The sequence below is a fragment of the Ruegeria sp. CDSA241 genome (genome assembly GCF_059611265.1).
This window is the reverse complement of the sequence record NZ_JBXWPF010000005.1, coordinates 117,741-137,026: the sequence shown is the minus strand read 5'-3', so window position 1 is coordinate 137,026 and position 19,286 is coordinate 117,741. Positions and strand designations below refer to the sequence as shown.

General features: G+C 56.3%; 20 protein-coding genes. 5 read left to right on the top strand and 15 right to left on the bottom strand.

Going from position 1 to position 19,286, the window contains the following annotated elements:
• The first annotated feature begins 14 nt into the window (after positions 1 to 14).
• Both AC2FJV_RS06445 and AC2FJV_RS06440 read left to right on the top strand, forming a co-directional pair.
• Complete coding sequence (locus tag AC2FJV_RS06445; RefSeq protein ID WP_496713085.1) at positions 15 to 947, top strand: AEC family transporter; 933 nt, start codon at positions 15 to 17, stop codon at positions 945 to 947.
• A gap of 69 nt (positions 948 to 1,016) precedes the next feature.
• Positions 1,017 to 1,715 carry a CbiX/SirB N-terminal domain-containing protein gene (locus AC2FJV_RS06440; protein ID WP_496693921.1) on the top strand — a complete coding sequence of 233 codons (699 nt, stop codon included), beginning with the start codon at positions 1,017 to 1,019 and terminating at the stop codon, positions 1,713 to 1,715.
• A 45-nt stretch (positions 1,716 to 1,760) separates the two neighbouring features.
• Here AC2FJV_RS06440 and AC2FJV_RS06435 read toward each other — a convergent pair whose 3' ends face one another.
• From AC2FJV_RS06435 to AC2FJV_RS06415, 5 genes are all read right to left on the bottom strand, one after another.
• Positions 1,761 to 2,756: a diguanylate cyclase domain-containing protein gene (locus AC2FJV_RS06435; RefSeq protein ID WP_496693922.1), complete on the bottom strand. Its 996-nt coding sequence runs from the start codon at positions 2,754 to 2,756 to the stop codon at positions 1,761 to 1,763.
• Positions 2,753 to 3,340 carry a heme NO-binding domain-containing protein gene (locus tag AC2FJV_RS06430; protein ID WP_271950151.1) on the bottom strand — a complete coding sequence of 196 codons (588 nt, stop codon included), beginning with the start codon at positions 3,338 to 3,340 and terminating at the stop codon, positions 2,753 to 2,755. The genes AC2FJV_RS06435 and AC2FJV_RS06430 overlap by 4 nt, the downstream gene beginning before the upstream one ends.
• Positions 3,341 to 3,461: 121 nt before the next feature.
• The gene (locus tag AC2FJV_RS06425) at positions 3,462 to 5,021 is read right to left on the bottom strand and encodes a trimethylamine methyltransferase family protein (RefSeq protein WP_496690834.1); all 1,560 of its coding nucleotides are present in this window, start codon (positions 5,019 to 5,021) and stop codon (positions 3,462 to 3,464) included.
• A gap of 118 nt (positions 5,022 to 5,139) precedes the next feature.
• Positions 5,140 to 5,835, bottom strand: a complete 696-nt coding sequence (locus tag AC2FJV_RS06420) for an HAD family hydrolase (RefSeq protein ID WP_271950155.1) — start codon at positions 5,833 to 5,835, stop codon at positions 5,140 to 5,142.
• A 25-nt stretch (positions 5,836 to 5,860) separates the two neighbouring features.
• Positions 5,861 to 6,145 (bottom strand): DUF3572 domain-containing protein, encoded by a 285-nt coding sequence (locus AC2FJV_RS06415; protein WP_142634849.1) that lies wholly within the window; start codon positions 6,143 to 6,145, stop codon positions 5,861 to 5,863.
• 66 nt (positions 6,146 to 6,211) lie between these two features.
• Between AC2FJV_RS06415 and AC2FJV_RS06410 the strand changes: the two genes are divergently transcribed.
• The gene (locus AC2FJV_RS06410) at positions 6,212 to 7,633 is read left to right on the top strand and encodes a diguanylate cyclase (RefSeq protein WP_496689766.1); all 1,422 of its coding nucleotides are present in this window, start codon (positions 6,212 to 6,214) and stop codon (positions 7,631 to 7,633) included.
• A gap of 5 nt (positions 7,634 to 7,638) precedes the next feature.
• Here the strand turns inward: AC2FJV_RS06410 and AC2FJV_RS06405 are convergent, their stop codons facing one another.
• The 4 genes from AC2FJV_RS06405 to AC2FJV_RS06390 are packed head-to-tail and all read right to left on the bottom strand — an operon-like array spanning position 7,639 to position 9,531.
• Complete coding sequence (locus AC2FJV_RS06405; protein WP_271950157.1) at positions 7,639 to 8,112, bottom strand: periplasmic heavy metal sensor; 474 nt, start codon at positions 8,110 to 8,112, stop codon at positions 7,639 to 7,641.
• Entirely contained in the window at positions 8,109 to 8,450 is a 342-nt protein-coding gene (locus AC2FJV_RS06400) for a hypothetical protein (protein WP_496689765.1), read from the bottom strand. Before AC2FJV_RS06400 ends, AC2FJV_RS06405 begins: the two co-directional genes overlap by 4 nt.
• The gene (locus tag AC2FJV_RS06395) at positions 8,443 to 9,057 is read right to left on the bottom strand and encodes an RNA polymerase sigma factor (RefSeq protein WP_271950161.1); all 615 of its coding nucleotides are present in this window, start codon (positions 9,055 to 9,057) and stop codon (positions 8,443 to 8,445) included. Before AC2FJV_RS06395 ends, AC2FJV_RS06400 begins: the two co-directional genes overlap by 8 nt.
• Before the next feature lie 6 nt (positions 9,058 to 9,063).
• Positions 9,064 to 9,531: an EF-hand domain-containing protein gene (locus AC2FJV_RS06390; protein ID WP_496689764.1), complete on the bottom strand. Its 468-nt coding sequence runs from the start codon at positions 9,529 to 9,531 to the stop codon at positions 9,064 to 9,066.
• A 222-nt stretch (positions 9,532 to 9,753) separates the two neighbouring features.
• Here AC2FJV_RS06390 and AC2FJV_RS06385 point away from each other — a divergent pair, with 222 nt between their 5' ends.
• Both AC2FJV_RS06385 and AC2FJV_RS06380 read left to right on the top strand, forming a co-directional pair.
• Positions 9,754 to 10,152: a DUF983 domain-containing protein gene (locus AC2FJV_RS06385; RefSeq protein WP_142634860.1), complete on the top strand. Its 399-nt coding sequence runs from the start codon at positions 9,754 to 9,756 to the stop codon at positions 10,150 to 10,152.
• A gap of 25 nt (positions 10,153 to 10,177) precedes the next feature.
• The gene (locus tag AC2FJV_RS06380) at positions 10,178 to 10,882 is read left to right on the top strand and encodes an NUDIX hydrolase (RefSeq protein ID WP_282021545.1); all 705 of its coding nucleotides are present in this window, start codon (positions 10,178 to 10,180) and stop codon (positions 10,880 to 10,882) included.
• 6 nt (positions 10,883 to 10,888) lie between these two features.
• Here the strand turns inward: AC2FJV_RS06380 and AC2FJV_RS06375 are convergent, their stop codons facing one another.
• From AC2FJV_RS06375 to nuoL, 6 genes are read right to left on the bottom strand one after another with little or no spacing between them, the layout of a single operon-like run.
• On the bottom strand, positions 10,889 to 12,556 hold the full coding sequence (locus tag AC2FJV_RS06375; protein WP_496713082.1) for a ribonuclease J: 1,668 nt from the start codon (positions 12,554 to 12,556) through the stop codon (positions 10,889 to 10,891).
• A complete protein-coding gene (locus AC2FJV_RS06370) occupies positions 12,553 to 13,332 on the bottom strand; it encodes a type III pantothenate kinase (RefSeq protein ID WP_496713080.1) in 780 nt (259 codons plus the stop codon). The genes AC2FJV_RS06375 and AC2FJV_RS06370 overlap by 4 nt, the downstream gene beginning before the upstream one ends.
• 11 nt (positions 13,333 to 13,343) lie before the next feature.
• Positions 13,344 to 14,093 (bottom strand): biotin--[acetyl-CoA-carboxylase] ligase, encoded by a 750-nt coding sequence (locus tag AC2FJV_RS06365; RefSeq protein ID WP_496713078.1) that lies wholly within the window; start codon positions 14,091 to 14,093, stop codon positions 13,344 to 13,346.
• Between the two features lie 36 nt (positions 14,094 to 14,129).
• Positions 14,130 to 15,572, bottom strand: coding sequence for an NADH-quinone oxidoreductase subunit NuoN (gene nuoN, locus AC2FJV_RS06360; RefSeq protein WP_496713076.1), 1,443 nt, complete (start codon positions 15,570 to 15,572; stop codon positions 14,130 to 14,132).
• A gap of 15 nt (positions 15,573 to 15,587) precedes the next feature.
• Positions 15,588 to 17,132, bottom strand: a complete 1,545-nt coding sequence (locus AC2FJV_RS06355; RefSeq protein ID WP_496713074.1) for an NADH-quinone oxidoreductase subunit M — start codon at positions 17,130 to 17,132, stop codon at positions 15,588 to 15,590.
• Positions 17,132 to 19,282 (bottom strand): NADH-quinone oxidoreductase subunit L, encoded by a 2,151-nt coding sequence (gene nuoL / locus AC2FJV_RS06350; RefSeq protein ID WP_496713072.1) that lies wholly within the window; start codon positions 19,280 to 19,282, stop codon positions 17,132 to 17,134. The genes AC2FJV_RS06355 and nuoL overlap by 1 nt, the downstream gene beginning before the upstream one ends.
• Between the last annotated feature and the right edge of the window lie 4 nt (positions 19,283 to 19,286).

The window sequence follows — 19,286 nt, the reverse complement described above, 5'->3', positions numbered from 1 at the left end:
TGCGGAACGCTGACATGCTGCAAAATCTCATTGAAGTCATCCTTCCAGTTTTTCTTGTTATTGGAGCCGGTTACGTCTCCACTCTTTTTGGATACTTCAAGGAAAACCACATTGATGGCCTGATGAAGTTCACTCAGGGTTTTGCAATCCCCTGCCTTCTGTTTCTTGCGATTTCACATCTCGACCTCAGTGTCAGTTTTGATCCCAAGCTGTTGATCAGCTTTTACTCTGCTGCTGCGCTTTGCTTTTGTGCCGGCCTGTTCGGCGCGCGACTGATCTTCAACCGCGAATGGGAGGATTGCGTCGCAATCGGTTTTTGCTGCCTGTTCTCCAATTCCGTCCTGCTGGGATTGCCGATTACTGAACGGGCTTATGGCCCTGAAAGCCTTACGGGCAATTATGCCGTCATCGCCTTTCACTCGCCGTTTTGTTACGGCCTAGGCATCACGGTAATGGAGGTGATCCGGAACCGGGGCCACGGAGGATCGCGAATGGTTCGCTCGGTCCTGACCGCGATGTTTCGCAACGCTCTGATTGTCGGGATCTCACTGGGTTTCATCGTAAATCTGTCCGGGCTCGGCGTGCCAGCCGTTGTAGATGATGCCCTTGGCCTGGTGACCCGCGCGGCCCTTCCCGGCGCGCTATTCGCGCTTGGGGGCGTTCTGGTTAAATACAGACCCGAAGGTGACCTAAGGGCGATCGCCTTTGTCTGCGGCGTTTCTCTGCTGCTGCACCCGAGCCTTTTCTGGCTTTTCGGATCCACCCTTGGACTGCCACAGGATCTATTCCGGTCCGGAGTGATGACAGCCGCCATGGCCCCTGGTTTCAACGCCTATATCTTTGCAAACATCTATGGCCGCGCCAAACGGGTTGCTGCATCCTCTGTTCTGTTGGGGACGGCAGTATCTATCCTGAGCGTCTGGTTTTGGCTGACCCTATTGGGCTGACGGTGCCGCAGGCGGATTGACTTTTACACGACGCGGCGCACCTATCGCTAAAGCGGACAGGACAGATTTATGACACACGCCCTTATCGTTACCCATGGCCAACCTTCTGACCCAGAACCAGCCGAAGCGGCCTTGGCGGCTTATGCGGCCGATGTAAATGCCCTGTGTGCCGGTGTTTCGGTTCATTCTGCAACGCTGGCAGCCCCCGGGGCACTTGACAGCACACTGGACAAGATTCCCGGCAACGCCGTCATCTATCCCCTATTCATGGCCAAAGGGTGGTTTGTCACAGATGTGCTGCCGAAACGTATTGGTGACCGCCGAAACCCTATTCTGGATCCCTTGGGCGCGGACCCGAAATTGCCCCAGTTGGTCGCGCAAACCCTTGAGGGAACGCTGCAGGACAAAGACTGGCGGTCACAAGAAACGGACCTTGTGATCGCTGCGCATGGATCGGGCCGCAGCAGAAACCCTTCCGCCGTTGCAACGGCATTCGGCGACGCTTTGTTGCAACTGATACCACTTGGATCCCTGCGCCTTGGGTTTGTCGAAGAGGCCCCTTCGATTTCTGTGGCCGCCGCAGGAACCGGCGCCCAAACCCTGTGTTTGCCATTTTTTGCCTGCACGGGTGGCCATGTTCTTGAGGATGTGCCGCAAGAATTAAGCAAGGCCAAGTTCAAGGGACAGGTTTTACCGGTTGTGGGTGAACTGCCACTGGTGCAGCAACACATAGCGTCCGTTCTCAAAGCTTTTTCTTCATCGAAATAGAGTCGTCTGACCACATACACTTTGCCGGTTCCTTTAGGGGGAAACCTATCTGTGTGAGTGATCCACAAGCTGCGAATATAGACAGTGGCGAGACCGGCCATTTCGCTTGGCCGCATACAGGGCAAGGTCTGCCGCATGCAAAATCTCAGCCGGTTTAAGCGATGGAAACTGGGTCGAAAGCGCCGTTCCTATACTGGCTGAAACCTGGCACGACACGTTGTCGAACATCATAGTTTCCCGCAGACGTTCGATCAGCCTGCTGGCGATTGCAGAGAGAACACCCTCGTCCGTCAATCCTTTGTATATAATTACAAATTCGTCCCCGCCGACACGCGCCACTGTATCGTCTCCGCGGGTTTCCTCACCCATGATCCGCGCCGCTTGTTGCAACACATAGTCGCCCGCGGCATGCCCGAATTGGTCATTGACCGATTTGAAAAAATCAAGATCCAGATGCATCAGCGCGAATGGAGATTTGGACGAGATCATGTGATCCAATAGAACATCCATCGCCCGGCGATTTTTCAGCCCCGTCAGTGTATCTGTAAATGCCTTTTCCTCGGCGGCAAGCATCGCCCCTTGAAGGCGCAGGTTCAGAGATCTGGACGCCTCCATTGCTGCCGATTTCGCCTCGACCAGATACAATAATTCGATCGCCAGATCAGTGCCCGAGAAATCCGCACTGGTCAGGGCATAGTCCCGGACCGCATCCAAAATCGATATTCCGAAAGACAGATTGATGACCGCCCCCTTACCTTCGGGCAGCGGAGCGATAAGGCCCTTCAATGCTGTGCGCGGGGCGTCATGGAACCTGAGCTGTAACTTGGTGCCGGCCTGGGACATCAAGCCTGAAACTGTGGTAACCGCCCTAGGGCGAAGCAGCTCAAAGATATCCAGAAAGCTCTGACCTTCCATCGGCTTTTCAGGGCGCAGCTTTTGCAAGGTTGATCCGACGCGGGTCACTTTCCCATCCTCGTTCACCAGCAAAAACATTGGGCACAGGGTTTGTAAAAGCTCTGCCAGATTATTCGTGTTCATCATGCTTTTCGCGCCCCTAAATCAAAATGCCGACCTTCTGAAAAAGCGCTTTCTACCAGAACGATTGAGATAAACTCGATCTCACCCTGCTGGCCCTCATGCGATAGCATAGCCAGAGCCCCGTAATCATCAGCCATCGCGCGCAATACACCAACCATGACGCTTGAAAAGCCAGGCAGGCCTGGATGGCAGGACAATCTGTATTCCGTCGGTGAAAGCTCGTGCAATTCAAGTGCCGGAAGATTTAGATCCGATACGGCCAATCTGACCCGGTCTGACAGATCATCAAGCGAATGGAGAAATTCCAGATAGCTGACACCGCCAAATCGCAACAGACGGCGCAGGTCTTCCATGTTGGGATGAGACACAAGGTACGTTCCCAGGTCTTCAAGAACGTCACTTCGTGAACGTTTCAGGACCGTGCATACCTTATCCAATACCTGCTCGGTAATATCATCGTCGTAAACAAGCATGGCCTCGAACTCGGCAAAGCCCAGTTCGGCTGAATCCATCACGCGCATCCAGCACGGCTGCCCGTAGGTCACCGCAACAAAGGATTGAATCGCCCGGTTGATCAGACCATGCATAAGAGACCTCAAATTGGTTTCTCACGCAGTGTGCTCTGAAATTTGTTAACAAACACCCAACACGCGGGCGTCACCACATAGAATTCACGCAAGTATCGAAGTGGAAGTGACTGAGATTACGCTAGAAATCTGTCGGCGCTCCGCCTTCGGTTTTGCGTCGTGCAACAAAGTCGGCAAGCTCTTCCCGGATGCCCTCATCCATTGCCGGAGCTTCAAAGCTGGTGATGATTTCCTTGAACATGTGATGCGCGCGCTCAGCGGTCCAGACGCCTCCTGCGACTTCCCAACCCTCATAGTTCTTCCAGTCACTCAGAAACGGCTGATAAAACGCGGTGGTATAGCGGTCCTGAGTGTGCTGAATGCCAAAGAAATGCCCGTCATTGCCGACTGACCGGATCGCATCCAGAGCAATCTCATCAGGGCCGGTTGCCGTCAATTCCGGCTGCATATACCGCTGAATTTGCTGCAATATCTCGCAATCCATAATGAACTTTTCAGGGCTTGCGATCAGGCCACCCTCAAGCCAACCTGCAGCGTGATAGACCATGTTGGTGCCCGATTGCACCGCCGCCCATAATGAGTTCGAGGTCTCCCACACAGATTGGCCATCCGGAACGTTTGCCGCGCAGACACCCGAAGACCGCAGGGGCAGGTCATAAAATCGGGCCATCTGGCCGGTCATCTGTGTCGCCCGCATGTATTCCGGCGTTCCAAAAGCCGGAGCACCAGATTTCATATCCACATTCGAGGTGAACGTACCGATGACACAAGGAATCCCTGGTCGCACATATTGGAACAATGCAATCGCGCACAGCGCCTCAGCCAGGGATTGCGCTACTGCACCGGCCATTGTGACGGGGGCCATCGCCCCGGCCAAGGTGAACGGCGTCACAACAATCGCCTGCCCGCGCCGCGCCAACCTCAGGCAACCGTCGATCATGGGCTGATCGTGCTTCAACGGCGAGGTCGAGTTGATGTTGGTATACATCCTCGGCTTGGCTTCGAATTCTTCATGGCTCAGACCCCCTGCGATCCGCACCATTTCCATGACGTCTTCGACGCGTTCCTTGCCCAGCGAATAGGCATGCATCGCCTTATCGGTCAGAGTCAGCTTGTCGTAGAGAACATCCAGATGCCGGACGCTGGCATGTATATCCACTGGCTCGACCGGGTATCCGCCGGCAAAATGGATACAGTTGAAATACTGCGTCAACTTCAACAGGTTCCGGCACATCTCGCGATTTCCCGGTACCTTGGTGCCAATCTCCATATCCCAGTAGTTCGGCGGGGACGACACATTTCCGAACAGCAGGTTCTTGCCCCCGATCTCGATTGCGCGGTCGGGATTACGCGGTGTGATGGTAAAGGTGGATGGGGCTTTACGCACCATTTCCATGACAAAGTCCCGGCCCATTCGAACGTTGTCACCGTTGATCGTACATCCGGCCTCACGCAGGATTCCGATTGCCTCTTCGTTGTAGAACTCGATCCCGATCTCTTCGAGAATCCGCATTGCGCCCTCGTGGATCGCCGCGACGCCAATCTCGTCCAACGGTTCGGTTGGTTTGTCGGTGTTGATCGGAGGGCTCCACGGCATCTGATCAATAACCGCTGCGCCCCGTCTCTCGGCGGCACCGGCCCGTCCTCCGCTGCGACCTCTGCGTGCTTTCTTGTCGGCCATTGGACACTCCTCGGAACTTGGCTTTCTAGAAGCAAGCCCCGAACGCGTACTGTTGGCCGCTCTGTCTGCGACAGGCTATGTCGGTTTCGACGTCTGAACCGCCGAATTCACAGCCCGATCACGCATTTTCGTACAACCATGCAGGTATATGTCCGATGTTTGGCAAGACGACATCCGCCATCGCTTCGAGCGTTTCTGCACGCGCCAGACCCGTCAGAACCCCGATCGTCTTCATACCTGCTGCCCGTCCGGCCTGCAGATCATGCAGGCTGTCGCCCACCATTGCTATGTTTTCTGGGTTTACCCCCACATGCTGAGCAAAGGCGAAGAGTTGACCCGGGCCTGGCTTGAATCCGTGCCCACTGTCATAACCGGCGACAAAATCGAAATGTTCGCGGATTCCTGCAGACGAAAGATGCTCGGATGCGGGCATTTCTCCGTCATTGGTCGCAACACCCAGTTTCAGCCCTGCCTCACGCAGCCCCTCAAGGAACGGGATAAGCGGAACGGCCTGGGCTTGCGGAGATGAGGCCGATTCGGCATTCAACAGATCCACCAACTCTTCGCGCGGCATTTCCGGGAGGTGCGGCTCTAGAACCTCGGCGATTTCTTCGACGGTGCCCGCGATGACAACACTGTCCTCAGAATAGGCAACCTGTTCGAGGTCAAAGCCGATCACCTGCCCAAGCTCGGCCGCACGGGCATGATCTCCGTTCGTCACTCGCAGTAAAAAATTGCGCCCGAACGTGCCCCAGGTTTCCGCGAAATCAAACAAGGTACCGTCTTTGTCGAACAGGATGGCTTGGATTGGCATTGTGAAACTCCTGCCCGGTAGGCTTTCAGGTCCAATGAACTTCCGCGCCGCCGGACAATAAGGCGCGGGCCTGGCCCGGCTGATCATACGGCACAGAATTGACGTCACAAAACTCGACTACCCACGAATCGTCAAGCATTAGAAAATCCAGAACTGAACCCAGAAACTCCGGCTCTGCTGCCCTGTCTTTTATGTCCTGCACCGAAGCCCCCGTCGAACCCAGAAATACAGGCAGCAGGTCATCATTGCCCACAAGCCAAGCAAGGGCATTCAGCGCCAGCGTTTCGGCGGATTGAGCGGAAATTGGCATAAAGAAGCCCCTGATCTGATATTGGAAAGGGTTTGTTAACCAGAGTCATAAACACTTTAGCAACGCATGCAATCAACGGTGACTGATATGTCGGTGCAAGGCACGATCCTTGTCCTGGACGGGACCTCAACCAATCGAATTATGCTGAAGGTACAGCTTACCGCGGCCTGGTATCACGTCGCACAGGGGGAAAATCTGCGGGGTCTTGATGGGCTGTTGAAACGTGTGCGCCCCGATTTGATCTTAACCGCGCAGTCATTGCCGGATGGAACGGCGGCAGATGTCAAGAAAGTGGTAATGGCCGACCCGGATCTGGCGGATATACCCATTGTCGCTATCGCGCCGCAAAACGACAAATCCGCAAGGTTGAGGGCATTGTCAGATGGGTTGGACGATGTATTGGCGCACCCGTTCAAGGACACGTTGTTGCTAGCTCGGGTTCGCAGCTTGCTAAGGGCACGCGCCGATACGCAGGAATTGCAAGACAATAGCGGATCGCCATGTTTGGGATTTGCCGAAGCGACAAGCGCCTTTGCTACGCCACCCAAAGCTGCGCGCGCCGCCCTACTGACGCAATCCGCTAAAACCGGGGCGCTTTGGCAGAAGGCGCTGTCCGAACATACGCATCACAGTCTGTCAATTCACACGATATCAAACCTTCACCGCCTGCTTTCCGGCCCCATCCCGGACGCGATTATTGTCGAAATTGATGGCGAATCTTCAGGCCTGAGTATTCTGGCGGATTTGAAATCGCGCGGGGCAACACGGCACACGGTGCTGATCGGCATCTTGAGAAAGGATGACGCGTCTCTGGCTGCCGAAGCGCTGGATCGTGGCGCGGATGCCATCTGTATGGCGGGGCTCTGCCCCCGTGAAACTCTGTTGCGGCTTGATAACCAGCTCGCCCGCAAAAGCCGAATTGACCAGATGCGGGATTCTTTGCGGCGTGGCATCGCGGAATCCTGGGTGGATCCACTGACCGGCCTGCATAACCGCCGCTATGCAATGCGAGCATTGAAGCAAATCGCCCGGCAGTCTGCGCAGACCGGGCTCGGGTTTACCGTGATGGTGGCCGATCTGGACCATTTCAAATCAATCAACGACAAGTTTGGCCATGCCGGAGGCGATCAGGTCTTGATCGAAACAGCCAGGCGCATGCGCAATTCCATTGGTTCTGACGGCTTTGTGGCACGGATCGGTGGCGAAGAATTCTTGATCGGTCTGCCTGAAACTACGGGGCCTCGAGCATTGGGGATCGCACGAACCGTCTGCGACGACATCTGCCAGTGTCCATTTGACCTATCCGAGGCCGCCGAACCAATCGCAGTGACAATCAGCATCGGCCTCATTACAGCTGATGACAACACGTTTCGCCGGGGCATCCCACCCGCACCATTGGACAACATGATAAAATCTGCGGATACAGCCCTGTATGCTGCGAAAAAGGCGGGACGCAATCAGGTCATGGTCCAGGATCACGCAGCCTGATCCGGTCAGTCGTGTTTTCTGCCCGCTTTCGATTTTCGGTGCACCACATCTTCCAGACGATCAGCGTATTCGACGCGTTCTTTCGGGCTCATGGCTGACACACGGATCAGCCACTGTTCCTGCAAAGCAGACTGCATCTCTGACATCACCTGCGCCTGCTGACCCAACAAAGCCTCTACAGCGTCAGCCGCAAAGGGTTCGGCGCGAAGTGCGTCGCCAAGGGCTTGAAAATCCGCCGCCCGATGATCGACACCTTGGCGGTGCAGGCCCGAAAGCTCGGCCCGCATCGCCTGGCGTTCATGCTTGGGAAGCGCGCGATAAAGCGCCGATCCAAATCCCGGAGGGGTTTTGACGTGGTCATTGTTTCTGACGCGCAGCGCCGTGCCAACAACCGCACCGACGACTAGCAGATTGATAGCAAGGGACACGATCAGCAGGACAGGCATCCACCGGCGTTTAGGTTTTGACTGTTCGCTCATTCGCCTTCCTCCAGGAAGATTGTATTCAGATCCATATCCGCAACCTCAAAGCCAGAGGATTGCGAATAAAGCAACGTCGCCGGATCAGGCAAAAAGGCCGGGGCAGTCAATCCAATCCAGATGCCAGCAATGCCCGCGGCCGCCAAACCTCCCATCCCCTGCCAGCCAAAGAAACTATCCAATGCCTGTGCCCAGAACCCTTGGGGTGATTTCTGAAGCCTTTGCAAACGAACGGTTTCCGCATCGGCCAGAATACGAAGGGCGAGAGCATCGGGTAACGGCTCATCTTCTTGACGAGCACGTAAAAACAGGTGATTCAGGTCGCTATTTTCATCCATCGGCATATCCCAACTCGTCTCTTCTTGTGGCTAACTGCTGTGCCAGTGCCCGCTTTCCCCGAGCTGTCAGACTCTCTACAGCTTCGACGGAAACATCCATGATTCCCGCGATTTCGGGATTGGGCAACTCTTCGATGTGGCGCAAGACAACAGCCTGACGTTGCCGGTCCGGAAGTTGCGCCAACGCGAACTGCAGTGCGTCCAACCTGGCGGCATCCTGAAGGTGTTCGGTTGCACTGATCGCATCGCTTTCAGGTTCGGCAACATCAGAAAGACTGTCCGCCGATTTCTTCCGCCGAATATCGACACACAGGTTCAGAGTGACTCGGTAAAGCCAAGTCGACACCTTTGCCTGTCCAGCAACCCAATCCGGCGCCATCTTCCATAGGCGCATCATGGCTTCCTGTGTGACATCTTCGGCTTCGGCCCGGTCGTTCAACAGCCTGAGCGCCACCGAAAAACTGCGCGGCCCAAGCCGATCGGTCAAAATGCGTGCCGCATCAGCGTCACCCTCGGCGAACCGCCGCAACAATGCATCGTCTCCGGGGTCGCCCGCAGCCTGACTTTGGCTGCGAGCCCCCGTTGATGAGGTACTCAGGTCCCGCATCCTTCATTAGCTGTCGTCGGTGCCAGCCTTGTCACGTTTTTTGTGATGCCAGCCCATCCGGTTTTTCGCATCGGCAAATTCCTGTTCCGAGATCGTGCCATTTTTGTCCGCGTCGATGCGGTCAAACATCTTGCCAGCACGGCGCGGCTTGGGCAACTCATCATCGGACAAGAGGCCATCTTGATTGGCGTCATGCTTTTCGAACATTTGATTCACACGCTCATTCGCCTTCTTCTGGCTAGCCGCTTGCATCTCGTCGACGCTCAACATGCCGTCGCCACTGGTGTCGGCATTGGTGAAACGCTGTTGCCTATAGGTTTGCATTTCTTCCTGCGTGACCTGACCATCATTGTTCAGGTCCAACTCTTGAAAGGTCACGTCCTCACGGCCTTTCGGACCGACAGCCAAGGCGGTTGTGCCTGTCAATGCAATGGCCGATACCAGAATGGCCGGGATAAGTTTCGCGCTTTTCATATCGTTTTCCTTTGTTTCTCGCGACCGGTTTGTCGCTGCTCACATAGGTTAAAACGGTGCAGTTTTCGGTTTCCGTCGCCCAATTTGAATTTTTTCTGTTGCTCACTGCCATCGACCTCATAATTTCCGGACATCTCATCGCGGCACAAAGCGACGCACCCCCCTTTTCTGTGGGGCAAAACAAGCGCAATATCAGGGCAATCTGAATGCGCGAGTTTCAAAATGACAGATCAAACGATCGACACAATATCCGAGAACGACCGTCCAACCCGGCCTGCGCTAATCAAAGGCTTCCGCTGCCGCTGCCCAAAATGCGGTGAAGGCAAGCTGTTGCACAGCTACCTGAAGGTGAATGACAGCTGCAGCAGCTGTGGTCAGGAACTGTTTCATCACCGTGCGGATGACGGTCCAGCCTATCTGACGATCCTGTTGGTCGGTCACCTGCTGGCGCCCGCTTTGCACATCTCTTATGTCCAGTGGCGCCCTGACCCGCTGAACATGTTCCTGATTTTTGCATTCGGATGTACAGCCTTGACACTGTTCCTGCTACCGCGAATGAAAGGGGCCGTTGTCGCCTATCAGTGGGCACGACGGATGCATGGGTTCGAAACGGACCGATGACTGGAATGATTGGGTCGGCCCTGAGATGAGTACAGACAAAACGGCTATACGGGACGCTGCAACAGTTATCGTGTTGCGGGACCGGATGACGAACCCTTCCATTTTGATGGGTCAAAGGGGCGCAAAAGCCGTTTTTATGCCGAACAAATTCGTGTTTCCAGGTGGCGCGGTAGACGCAGAGGACGCCCTTGTCCCGCTATCGGCTGACATGTCCCAGCTCTGCCGCGATCGGCTTACTGAACAGTCTCCGCCCGGGCTGCAGAATGCTTTGGCGGCCGCCGCAATCCGCGAGCTCTGGGAGGAAACCGGCCTGGTGCTTGGAGTTCCCGGCGCTTGGACAGGTGAGGTGCCGATTGACTGGCAAAGCTATGCAGAGGCAGGATTTCTGCCCTCTGCACAGGCATTGCAGTTTGTTTTTCGCGCCGTCACCCCGCCCGGCCGTACGCGCCGGTTCGATGCACGATTCTTTTTGGTAGATGCAGACGCCCTGCAAGGCGATCTGGATGACTTTGGCCGCGCTTCGGATGAGTTGTCTCACCTGCAATGGGTTCCGTTGAACAAGGCGCGCGAGCTTGATCTTCCCTTCATAACCGAAGTTGTTCTGGCCGAAGTCGCAGCCCGGGTCACACGACCCGAACCACCCCAAAGCGTTCCGTTCTTCCTCAATCAAGAAGAACAAAGCCTGTTCTTACAGATCAAAGGCTATCCAATGTCCGAACAGGACTTCTAGCCGAACCTACTTCATTCGGCTGATCACCGTGGTCACCTCGGGCTTTTTGCCGATCTCGGTCTTTGCTGTCTGACGCACGATCCGGCGCAGTGCCTCTTCCAGCTTGTCATCGTCGCGCCGGGTTTTGGCATCCGCCCGCATGAGGAACTGGTTCAGGTCCTCTTCCAGAACTTCGACCAGTGCTGCGCGCGATGTTCCGGTCTCGGCCAAGCCCATCGTATCGCACCAAGGTTCACCCAACGGTTCGTCTTCTTCGTCTAAAATAACCGTCACGGTTACATGCCCGTTCAAGGCCATGCGAATGCGGTCGCGGACAATTCCATCCAAGGCTCCGACCTTTACGGTTCCATCCAGATAAGTTCGGCCTGTCTCGACGTAGTCGACGACCTTGGGGGCATTGCCACTGAGATCCAGCATCGTGCCATTGACTGCCACAACCCCGGTACGACCACCCGCTTCGGCCAGTTTAGCATGTTCGCGCAGATGTCGGTGTTCACCATGCATGGGAATAACCATCTGCGGGTTGACTATGGCGTGCACTTTTTCCAGATCAGGCCGGTTGGCATGGCCAGAGACGTGATACAGACCCGAGCTGTCATCCACCACATCAACGCCTTTTTCGCTGAGCTGGTTCATGATGAAGATCACGCCCTTCTCATTGCCCGGTATCGTCTTCGACGAGAACAGGAACAGATCGCCTTCCTTCAACTCGATCCCGCGGTATTTACCGCGTGCAAGCTGGGCACTGGCCGCACGGCGTTCGCCCTGGCTGCCGGTTACGATCAGCATCAGGTTCTGGCGCGGGATATCTACGGCCTCTTCGGCGCTGATAACCTTGGGAAAATCCGTGAGAATACCGGTTTCCGTCGCGGCCTCGATCATCCGCCGCATCGCACGACCTAACAGAACGACCGAGCGTCCCGCGCGCTGCCCAGCCTCGGCCAGCGTCTTCACCCGTGCGACATTCGAGGCAAAAGTCGTCGCAACCACCATTGATTTGGCATTTTCGATCAATTTGGTGATCTCAGGCCCGACCTCGGATTCCGAGCGGCCCGCATGCGTTGAAAACACATTCGTGCTGTCGCAGACCAATGCTTTCACACCGTCCTTTGAAATCTCTGCCCAAAGGTCCTGATCAAACGGTTCACCTACCACAGGGTTGGCATCCAGCTTGAAATCCCCTGTATGCACGATCCGCCCCGCAGGCGAGTCTATGACAAGCGCCGCACTTTCGGGGATCGAGTGCGATACCGGCAAAAACCCGACTGTAAACGGGCCAACCGTCACCTGTTCAGGCCAGGCTGACAGGGTCTGAACCGCGTCTGTCGGATGGGCTTTCTCTTCCATCTTGCGACGTGCGAGATTTGCGGTGAAAGCGCGTGCATAGATCGGGGCGCCCAAGTCGTCATAGCAATGCGCCACAGCGCCGACATGATCTTCGTGGGCATGGGTGACGAATACCGCCTCAAGCCGGTCGGCACGTTCTTTTAGCCAGTTGATATCGGCATGGATCAGGTCGACACCGGGTGTTGTGTCCATATCTGGGAAGGTTACACCAAGATCGACAAGGATCAGCTTCTCCTTTCCCGGCTTGCCATAGCCATAGACATAGGCATTCATCCCAATTTCGCCCGCCCCGCCCAGGGGCAGATAGATCAGTCGTTCACTGCTCATGTTGAGCCATTTTCCTTGTTATAGCGATGGATCACGGTCAGTCCGTGCATCGTCAAATCGTCTTCTATAGCGTCAAACCCAACATCTGCCTGATCGAACAGAGGCGCAAGCCCCCCGGTTCCCACGACTTTCATCGGCATGCCGTATTCCGTCTTGATCCGGGCAATCAGCCCTTCGATCAGACCGGAATAGCCCCAATACACGCCAGATTGAATGCAGCCAACCGTATTTGTTCCAATCACTTTTTCGGGACGTGTGATGTCGATATGCGGCAACGCGGCGGCCCCCTGGTGCAACGCCTCAAGGCTCAGGTTTACACCTGGGGCGATGATGCCGCCGACATATGCTCCATCCGAAGACACCACGTCAAAGTTGGTGGCCGTTCCAAAATCGACAACAACCACATCCCCGCCATGCCGTTCAAACGCCCCTGCAGCATTGGCCAGGCGATCCGGGCCAGGGACCGTACCCTCATCAATACGCGGGCTGACAGGCAGCAGACACTCCGGCTTGCCCACGACCAATGGGCGACAGCCAAAGAACCGGTCCGCAAAGACGCGCAGATTGAAGACCACACGCGGCACGGTCGAGGCGATAATCACATCGGTGATATCAGCTTGGATCTCATAATGTTTGACCAGCGTAGAGTACCAGGTGAAATAGGCATCCGCCGTACGGGCATGGTGCGTAGACGTGCGCAGCGTGCAGACAAATTCCTCACCGTCCCAGATCGAGAAAACGGTATTGGTGTTGCCGCAGTCGATGGCTAGAAGCATTGGTGCCCCTTTCAGAAAAATACGTCTGCCGCAGGTATGCTGACGCGGCCCTTCGCGGTGTTTAGGACAAGGTTACCCCGTGCGTCCACCGTTTCGAAGGTCCCGACGGTCTCAGTGGTGACAGTACGCGCGGTGATGACCTCACCCAGCTTAGCTGCGCGGGACAACCAGGCAGCGCGGATGGGTTCGAACCCGTAGGTTACAAACTGGGCCTCGAAACGCGCATAGGCCGATGCAAGCTCGGTCAAAAAGTCTTCGGTGGTGACATCTGCCCCTGTCTCGGACAACAGCGAAACCGGCCTTAGCGCACCTGGTTCGACTTTATCTGCAGCCGGTGCCTGCGCGAGATTGACGCCGATGCCGATTGCCAAATGCGAGACGTCCCGCCCCTGCCCGGTACTTTCCAGCAGTATCCCCGCAAGCTTACCACCGTTCAGCAACACATCATTGGGCCATTTTAGCGACAAACCCGATATGCGTCCGGTGACCGCCACACATGCATCAAACAGGGCCAAGGCGGCGACAAAACTGCGCAGAGCGGCCTGTTCCGGGCGTCCTGCGGGCCGCATCAGCAGAGTTGCGGCAAGATTTCCCTCGGGGTTGGTCCAGACCCGTCCGCGCCGACCGCGCGCCCGTGTCTGGCGGTGCGCCAGGATCCAGACCGGACCCTGAGCCATCGGCGCGATCCGGGCGGCTTCGTTCAGAGTGCTATCGACCTCTTGCAATACATGCAGGCCATATCCATCCGGCCAATCGCTCATGTCACAAGAACATTAGGCCGCGGGCAATGATCGAAATCAGTTAACAAGCGTCGCCGCTGCAGCTGCCGCTGCGCCCTCAATCCCAAACTGATAGAATACGCCAACCAACATCAATGCAGCTGACCCCATCAGAGCAGCCCACAGAACCGGAGACGAATTTGCGTCGATCGGGTCGTCATTCTCGGCACCGAAATACATATAGTATACGATCCGCAGGTAATAGAATGCACCGATCACCGAGGCGATGGCAGACATGATAACCAGACCGGTCAGGCCAGCCTCAATACCCGCTTGCCAGACGCCGAATTTCGCAAAGAACCCAAGCATCGGTGGAACACCGGCAAGGCTGAACATCAGGATCAGCACGGCCAGAGCCTTACCCGGATCGCGTTTGGAATACTGGCGCAAGGCGTCAATGTCGGTAACAGGTTTACCGTCCCGTTCCATCATCAGGATAAAGGCGAAAGTTCCGACATTCATGGTCACGTAAATCGCCAGATACATCAGCATCGCCTTGATACCCAGCTCGGTCCCAGCCGCCAGTCCGATCAGCGCATACCCCATATGGGCAATCGACGAAAACGCCATCAGCCGTTTAATGTCGCGTTGTCCGATGGCAGCCACGGCCCCCAGCAGCATAGACAGAACAGACAAGAGTACGATCACCTGCTGCCAGTCCTTTACGACACCTCCAAATGCGTCGTGCAACACGCGGGCAAACAGGGCCATGGCGGCCACTTTGGGCGCCGTGGCGAAGAAGGCAGTGACTGGTGTGGGCGATCCTTCATAGACATCCGGCGTCCACATGTGGAACGGAACAGCCGAAACCTTGAACGCGAGCCCCGAGATCAGGAAGATCAACCCAAACAGCAACCCGAGGGTCACATCGCCGTGGTGAACTGTTTGAATGATGCCCGAGAACAGCGTGGTACCCGTAAAGCCGTAGACAAGCGAAGCCCCATACAGCAGTAAGCCCGAGCTAAGCGCGCCCAGAACGAAGTATTTCAGGCCAGCCTCGGTGGATTTGGCGCTGTCACGACGCAGCGCAGCCACAACGTAAAGTGCCAGCGACTGCAGCTCGAGCCCCATATACAGAGACATCAGGTCACCCGCGCTGACCATCATCATCATGCCGACAGCGGCAAGCGCCACCAGCAAAGGGTATTCGAAACGCAACAACCCGCGGCGGGTCATATAGTCCTGGCTCATCATCAAAACGGCTGCGGCAGATAGCAGGATCGCCACTTTGGCAAAGCGCGCAAATCCGTCATCAACGAACATGCCGTTAAACGCGATGTTCGTCCCGTCGCCATTGGTGGCGATCCAGAACGCCAGCAGCGCCATCAGCCCTGCTGTCACCCAGACCAATGTCGGCGCAAGCCCGTCCTTGGTGGTGTAAACAGCCGCAAGCAATGCCGCCATCGCATATAGTGCCAGAACGATCTCTGGCAGGATAATTGTCAGATCAGCCTGGATCATGTCTCCAAAGCCTCCTTAATGCGAGGCGGCTGTCTGGGTCGCGGTCTCAGCCGCGGCCAGAGCCGTATCATAGTTCGAAATCAGCGCGGCAGTCGAGTTGCCAATCACATCTGTTACCAGCGATGGATACACACCCAGCAGGATCGTCATGACGATCAGGGGGGCAAATATCAACCGCTCGCGCGAGCTCATATCAGTCATCGCCTTGAGGCTTTCTTTGATAAGATCCCCAAATACGACCCGACGATACAGCCACAAAGCATATCCCGCCGAGAAGATAACACCAGTCGCGGCCACAGCAGTCACCCAGGTATTGACCTGGAATGCGCCCATCAGGGTCAGGAACTCTCCGATGAACCCACTGGTGCCCGGCAGGCCAACATTGGCCATGGTGAACAGCATGAAGACCAGCGCGTAGGCCGGCATCCGGATTACCAGACCGCCATAGGCCTCGATATCGCGGGTGTGCATCCGGTCATAGATCACGCCGACACACAGGAAGAGCGCCGCCGAGATGAACCCGTGGCTGAGCATCTGGAAGATGGCTCCGTCGACACCCTGCTGGTTTGCCGCAAAGATGCCCATGGTGACAAAGCCCATATGCGCGACCGAGGAATAAGCGATCAGCTTTTTCATGTCCTCCTGCACCAGTGCAACCAGCGAGGTATAGACCACCGCGATGGCCGACATCCAAAGCACCAGATCTGTCATCACCGCCGACCCCACCGGGAACATCGGCAGGCTGAACCGCAGGAAGCCATAGCCACCCATCTTCAACAGGATCGCCGCCAGCACGACCGACCCTGCGGTCGGCGCCTGCACGTGTGCATCCGGCAGCCAGGTGTGGACCGGCCACATCGGCATCTTCACAGCAAATGAGGCAAAGAACGCCAGGAACATCAGCGTCTGCATACCGCCTACGATATGGATGCCCAGAACGGTAAAGCTGTCGGACGAGAATTGATGCGCCATCAGCGCTTCGATATCCGTCGTGCCTGCATCCGCATACATCGCAACCATGGCCACCAGCATCAGCACAGAGCCAAGGAACGTGTAGAGGAAGAACTTGAAGCTGGCATAGATGCGCTCCTTACCACCCCAGATGCCGATGATCAGGAACATCGGGATCAGACCCGCTTCGAAGAACAGGTAGAACAGCACCAGGTCCAGCGCCATGAACACGCCAAGCATCAGCGTTTCCAGCAGCAGGAAAGCAATCATGTATTCCTTGACGCGGTCTGTCACATTCCAGCTGGCCAGAATTGTCAGCGGCATAATGAAAGTGGTCAGCAACACGAACAGGACGCTGATGCCATCCACACCCATCTTGTATTTCAGACCCATCAGCCACTGGCCCTCTTCCACCATCTGGAAGCCGGTGTTTTCAGGATCAAAGCCAGTATAGATGCCAATCGAGACCAGGAAGGTCACCGTCGTCGCAACCATGGCCACCCATTTGGCATTGCGTTGCGCGGCTGCGTCGTCGCCCTGCAGAAACAGCGCCAGTATGGCGGCCGCCGCTGCGGGGATGAAGGTGACGATCGAGAGGATATTGTCCATTAGTGTGCGCCTCCGCCGATCGACATCCAGGTGACCAGGGCAGCAATTCCCAGGACCATCCAGAAGGCATAGGTAAATATGTAACCAGTCTGCGCCTTGCCGGCGAGGCGGGTGAAGAATGGCACGATGCCCATCGCTACCCCGTTCAGGAAACCGTCAATCGTGTTGCCGTCTCCGCGTTTCCACAGGAACCGCCCAAGTGCCAAGAAAGGTTTGACGAAGATCGCGTCATAGATCTCATCAAAGTACCATTTGTTCAGCAGGAACAGATAAAGCGGACGCTGGTTTGCTGCCAAGCGCGCGGGCAACGTCGTATTCACGATATAGAACCAATAGGCCACGATGAAACCAAGCAGCATCGCAACGAAGGGTGAGACCTTGACCCATTTCGGAACAGCATGCGCATCGTCCAGCACATGATTGTCCGGTGCGATGTAGAGCGCGCCTTCTCCGGGCGTCCCAACAAAGGCATAATGGTGATCGCCGCCCTGCGCGTCCTTCTCACCATGGCTGTCCTCCGCGTGACCGGCATCCGCATGCGTATCGTCGCCGTGATCATCTTCGGCATGGGTATCGTCCCCATGCGCGCCCTCTGCCGCGTGGCCATCCACCGAAGCCTCTGCAACCGGAATGCCATAGAACTGGCCGACCTTGTCGGTGTGGCCAAAAAAGTTGCCATACCAGATCATCCCGGCGAAAACCGCACCCAGCGACAGAACGCCCAGCGGAACCAGCATGACCAACGGGCTTTCATGCGCATGGTCATGCGTGTGCTTGTCCCCGCGCGGCTCGCCATAGAAGGTCAGGAAAATCAGACGCCAGCTGTAGAATGACGTAAATACCGCCGCAATCACCAGCATCCAGAACGCATAGCCGGTGCCTCCGGCAAAGGCGCTTTCGATGATGGCATCCTTGGACAAGAACCCCGCAAAACCGAATGTGGTCAGCGGAATGCCAACCCCGGTAATAGCCAGCGTACCGATCATCATCGCCCAAAACGTATAGGGGATTTTCTTCCGTAACCCGCCATATTCCGTCATCTCTTGCTCGTGATGCATCGCGTGAATCACAGAACCGGCCCCAAGGAACAACAGCGCCTTGAAGAACGCATGCGTCAGCAGGTGGAACATCGCTGCCGAATACATCCCGACGCCCGCGGCGACGAACATGTAACCCAGCTGCGAGCAGGTCGAATAAGCGATGACGCGTTTGATATCGGTCTGCACCAAACCCACGGTCGCGGCAAAGAACGCCGTCGACGCACCAAGGAAGGTGATGAACCCGGTCGCACCCGGCGCAAACTCCATCAGCGGCGACATGCGGCAGATCAGGAAGACACCAGCGGTCACCATGGTCGCGGCGTGGATCAGGGCTGATACAGGCGTCGGACCTTCCATCGCGTCCGGCAACCAGGTGTGCAGGAACAACTGTGCCGATTTGCCCATCGCACCGATGAACAGCAGAACGCAGATCACCTCGATCGCGGTCCATTCACCCCACAGGAAGTTCAGCTTCTCTTCGGCCAATGCCGGGGCAGAGGCGAAGATGTCCGAGAAATTGATGCTGTCGGTCAGCAGGAATAGCGCAAAGATGCCAAGCGCAAAGCCAAAGTCCCCAACCCGGTTGACGATAAACGCCTTCATCGCCGCCGCATTGGCGCTTGGCTTGCGGTAATAGAACCCGATCAGCAGATAAGACGCGACGCCCACACCTTCCCAGCCAAAGAACATCTGCACCAGATTATCCGCGGTCACCAGCATCAGCATGGCAAAGGTAAAGAAAGACAGATAGGCAAAGAAGCGTGGCTTATAGCTTTCGCCTTCGCGCCATTGCGGATCGTGATCCATGTAGCCAAAGGAATACAGGTGCACCAGCGCCGAGACGGTCGTCACCACGATCAACATGATTGCTGTCAGCCGGTCCAGACGAATGGCCCAGCTTGTCGAGAGCGAGCCGCTTTCGATCCAGCGCATGATCTCGATCTGCTGGGTGTGGCCGTCGAACGTCAGGAAGACGATCCACGACAGCAGACAGGCCAGAAACAGCAGGCCCGTGGCGGTCCACATGGCGGCTTTCTCGCCGATGAACTTCCAGCCGAACCCGCACAGGATCGCGCCCACTAGCGGGGCAAAGAGGATGGTGGTTTCCATGTGC

Bases quoted from the DNA above. Each gene is read 5' to 3' on its own strand.
- nuoL (WP_496713072.1), bottom strand. From the start codon at position 19,282: ATGGAAACCACCATCCTCTTTGCCCCGCTAGTGGGCGCGATCCTGTGC.
- AC2FJV_RS06405 (WP_271950157.1), bottom strand. From the start codon at position 8,112: ATGAGCGAACAGTCAAAACCTAAACGCCGGTGGATGCCTGTCCTGCTG.
- AC2FJV_RS06430 (WP_271950151.1), bottom strand. From the start codon at position 3,340: ATGCATGGTCTGATCAACCGGGCGATTCAATCCTTTGTTGCGGTGACC.
- AC2FJV_RS06375 (WP_496713082.1), bottom strand. From the start codon at position 12,556: ATGAGCAGTGAACGACTGATCTATCTGCCCCTGGGCGGGGCGGGCGAA.
- nuoN (WP_496713076.1), bottom strand. From the start codon at position 15,572: ATGATCCAGGCTGATCTGACAATTATCCTGCCAGAGATCGTTCTGGCA.
- AC2FJV_RS06395 (WP_271950161.1), bottom strand. From the start codon at position 9,057: ATGCGGGACCTGAGTACCTCATCAACGGGGGCTCGCAGCCAAAGTCAG.
- AC2FJV_RS06410 (WP_496689766.1), top strand. From the start codon at position 6,212: ATGCAATCAACGGTGACTGATATGTCGGTGCAAGGCACGATCCTTGTC.
- AC2FJV_RS06445 (WP_496713085.1), top strand. From the start codon at position 15: ATGCTGCAAAATCTCATTGAAGTCATCCTTCCAGTTTTTCTTGTTATT.
- AC2FJV_RS06390 (WP_496689764.1), bottom strand. From the start codon at position 9,531: ATGAAAAGCGCGAAACTTATCCCGGCCATTCTGGTATCGGCCATTGCA.
- AC2FJV_RS06440 (WP_496693921.1), top strand. From the start codon at position 1,017: ATGACACACGCCCTTATCGTTACCCATGGCCAACCTTCTGACCCAGAA.
- AC2FJV_RS06400 (WP_496689765.1), bottom strand. From the start codon at position 8,450: ATGGATGAAAATAGCGACCTGAATCACCTGTTTTTACGTGCTCGTCAA.
- AC2FJV_RS06425 (WP_496690834.1), bottom strand. From the start codon at position 5,021: ATGGCCGACAAGAAAGCACGCAGAGGTCGCAGCGGAGGACGGGCCGGT.
- AC2FJV_RS06365 (WP_496713078.1), bottom strand. From the start codon at position 14,093: ATGAGCGATTGGCCGGATGGATATGGCCTGCATGTATTGCAAGAGGTC.
- AC2FJV_RS06370 (WP_496713080.1), bottom strand. From the start codon at position 13,332: ATGCTTCTAGCCATCGACTGCGGCAACACCAATACCGTTTTCTCGATC.
- AC2FJV_RS06385 (WP_142634860.1), top strand. From the start codon at position 9,754: ATGACAGATCAAACGATCGACACAATATCCGAGAACGACCGTCCAACC.
- AC2FJV_RS06420 (WP_271950155.1), bottom strand. From the start codon at position 5,835: ATGCCAATCCAAGCCATCCTGTTCGACAAAGACGGTACCTTGTTTGAT.
- AC2FJV_RS06380 (WP_282021545.1), top strand. From the start codon at position 10,178: ATGAGTACAGACAAAACGGCTATACGGGACGCTGCAACAGTTATCGTG.
- AC2FJV_RS06355 (WP_496713074.1), bottom strand. From the start codon at position 17,132: ATGGACAATATCCTCTCGATCGTCACCTTCATCCCCGCAGCGGCGGCC.
- AC2FJV_RS06415 (WP_142634849.1), bottom strand. From the start codon at position 6,145: ATGCCAATTTCCGCTCAATCCGCCGAAACGCTGGCGCTGAATGCCCTT.
- AC2FJV_RS06435 (WP_496693922.1), bottom strand. From the start codon at position 2,756: ATGATGAACACGAATAATCTGGCAGAGCTTTTACAAACCCTGTGCCCA.